Raw genomic sequence first — 3047 nt, 5'->3', positions numbered from 1 at the left:
GGTTCATAAGGCCAATACGCATGACACTAGTTGCTGGGTGCAGAGTTTTTTAGGAAGCGTTGTAAAAATATCCTACATTAAAGGAAGTGTGTGCAGATGCTGGATATAGAAACCCCCTGGAGGAATTTGTGAGAACTCTATTGAATAAAACTATAGCAACCTCAGAGCGCATATCTCAAGGATGGGTCATACTTCCAAAGCGTTGGATTGTCGAAAGGACATAGGATAGCTAAATCATTTTCGAAGGGTATCTAAATATTATGAAATTGCCATAGCGACTGCTGAAAACATGAGTATGATAGCCCATTCCATGATCCTATTAAAAGGATAGCTAAATCATGAATACAGGCTTTCAGATCTGCATGCATTATATTCTTCCACGAAGACATAGGGGGCTCTACATTCACGCCCTCTCGTGGTTTTATTTGCGTATAAAATTTAAAAAAAATAAATAGTCTCTTTTATAGAGAACACAAAATTTTTAAAGAAGGTTGTATTTAATTTTTTAGTGCAAAAAACTTTTTTTGTAGAAAAAAAACAACATCTCCTGCCAATACCTACTTAACCTCGTTAACATTTCAAAGAAATGAAGCCCAAAAGCTACTTGACTTTGCTCTTTGCGTTTTTCTTTACTTGAAAAGAACATTGTGAGTATGCGTGATTCACCTTCTGCTACGTTAAAAAAAATTACTTCCCCCTGACACGCCTCGTACGCTGATTTTACTTTCCTATTTTTAGCACCTCAATAAACGCTTTTTGAGGAATTTCTATATTTCCAAATTGTCGCATACGCTTTTTTCCTTCTTTCTGCTTTTCAAGTAATTTGCGTTTTCGCGTAATATCACCACCGTAACATTTAGCAGTTACATTTTTTCGCAATGCAGAGACGGTTTCTCTGGCCAAAATTTTTCCCCCCACTGTTGCTTGAATTGCAATAGGAAAAAGCTGCCGTGGCAAAATTTCTTTTAGTTTTTCGCAAATCGCTCTTCCCTTGTCATATGCTCTAACTTTAGGGACTACAAAAGACAAAGCATGAATGGGGTCTCCATTAAGTGCAATGGACAACAATACGAGCTCTCCTTCTTCATACCCGTTCATTTCATAATCAAAGCTAGCATGGCCACGACTTAAACTTTTTAAAGTATCATAAAAATCAAAAGCCACTTCATTTAAGGGCATTCTATAGACCATCAGCGCCCGGGTGGGAGTAACATATTCCAGACTTTCACGAATTCCTCTTCTTTCTACCAATAGGGTAAGAATCGACCCTACATAAGCATCTGGAACAAAAAGCGTTGCTTTGATCCAAGGTTCCATCATTGATTTTATCTCGTTGGGTGAAGGCATGTCAGACGGATTATGAAGATCAATCCAAGTGCCGTTTTGCAACTGAATTTTGTATATAACACTTGGAGCTGTAATAATAAGATCTAGATCAAATTCCCGCTCTAATCGTTCTTGAACAACTTCTAAATGCAATAACCCTAATAATCCTAACCGAAAACCAAACCCTAGAGCATTAGAGCTATCCATTTCATAGGAAAAACTTGCGTCATTTAGGTGAAGCTTAGCTAAACTTTCCTTTAGTTTATCAAAGTCCCCAGCTTCCACAGGAAACAAGCTGCAAAACACTACAGGGGTACAAGATTTAAATCCAGGAAGCGCTTCTTCGGCAGGCCTGTTTTCTTCTGTAATTGTATCTCCAATATGACAATCTCCTACGGCCTTAACATTAGCAATGATGTACCCTACCTCTCCGCACGCCAAGTGTTCTACGGGATTGGGATAGGGGGTAAATACACCGATTTGCTCTACTGTGTATACGGCGTTTGCAGCCATCATGCGAATTTTCTTTTTGGGAGTAATTATTCCGTCCATTATTCGAACCAACAAAATGACTCCCAAATAGGCATCATACCAACTATCTACCAGCAGAGCCTTTAAGCAAGCGGTTTCATCCCCTTGAGGACAAGGTAATCGATCCACTATCGCTTGTAAAACAGCCTCAATTCCTATACCTTTTTTAGCAGAAACTTCAATAGCATCTTCTGCAGGAATACCAATAAGATGCTGAATCTGAATTTTAATGTTTTCAGGATCCGCAGAGGGCAAGTCCATTTTATTAAGAACGGGAATCAGCGTATGATTATTTTCTATCGCTTTATAAACATTGGCTAGGGTTTGTGCTTCAACCCCCTGGCTAGCGTCAACCACCAATAAAGACCCTTCACATGCTGCCAAAGAACGGCTAACTTCATAAGAAAAATCTACATGCCCTGGCGTGTCCATCAGGTTAAGTTGATATACGTTCCCGTCTTGCGCTTTAAATTTTAACCGAACAGTTTGAGCTTTTATGGTAATGCCTCGCTCTCTTTCTATATCCATATTGTCTAAAAATTGCTCTTTTTCATGACGTTGCTCTAAAGCACCGCAAATCCGCATTAGTGCGTCTGCCAGTGTAGACTTTCCGTGATCAATATGGGCAATGATGGCAAAATTACGAATAAAATTTTTATTAATGTGCATAAGACGATAAAGCAATGGTACCGTGCTTTATCATACAAGGATTGTTTGAATATTTCTAGAGCGCACATTTCAAAGAAAATTCTAAAATTACACAAAAAAGTCCTAAATCAAGGCTTCCGAGAAAAAGATTGCAAATAGCTTTTATAAGATCAATCCAAAATTAGTGTTATGAGCAATCTATTTTTGGATAATAGAAATGGGTTTTAAGAACCTGTCTTCATGAATAAAAAAGTATGATATAAAAGGCCTGGAGGTGTAGAAGAAGAATTATCTAAGCGATTTAAAAAAGAGGGTGAGAAGTGAAAAAGCATCGTTTTGATAGCGGAAATAAAAGCAAATACAAAAGAAAGAGAGTGTTAATGCAGTATGTTATATAATCAAGAGCGGTTGTCAATGGACGGTACATTCGTTTTATAGATGATATAGAATTAAGGGTGTATGGGAAAAAGTGATGCATGAACTTTGTTAAGACAAGCCGAATTAAGTATGAAAGAAGTAAAAATCCCAGCTATAGCATCATT

General features: G+C 37.8%; 2 protein-coding genes. One reads left to right on the top strand and one right to left on the bottom strand.

Annotated features, from left to right (window positions below):
- The first annotated feature begins 86 nt into the window (after window positions 1-86).
- Window positions 87-224: a hypothetical protein gene (locus K737_RS10315; RefSeq protein WP_162471409.1), complete on the top strand. Its 138-nt coding sequence runs from the start codon at window positions 87-89 to the stop codon at window positions 222-224.
- 496 nt (window positions 225-720) lie between these two features.
- Here K737_RS10315 and lepA read toward each other — a convergent pair whose 3' ends face one another.
- Complete coding sequence (gene lepA, locus K737_RS05665; protein WP_006296096.1) at window positions 721-2526, bottom strand: translation elongation factor 4; 1806 nt, start codon at window positions 2524-2526, stop codon at window positions 721-723.
- Between the last annotated feature and the right edge of the window lie 521 nt (window positions 2527-3047).

It is taken from the genome of Holospora undulata HU1 (genome assembly GCF_000388175.3).
Lineage (GTDB): Bacteria > Pseudomonadota > Alphaproteobacteria > Holosporales > Holosporaceae > Holospora > Holospora undulata_A.
This window is presented reverse-complemented; position numbering and strand designations above follow the sequence as displayed.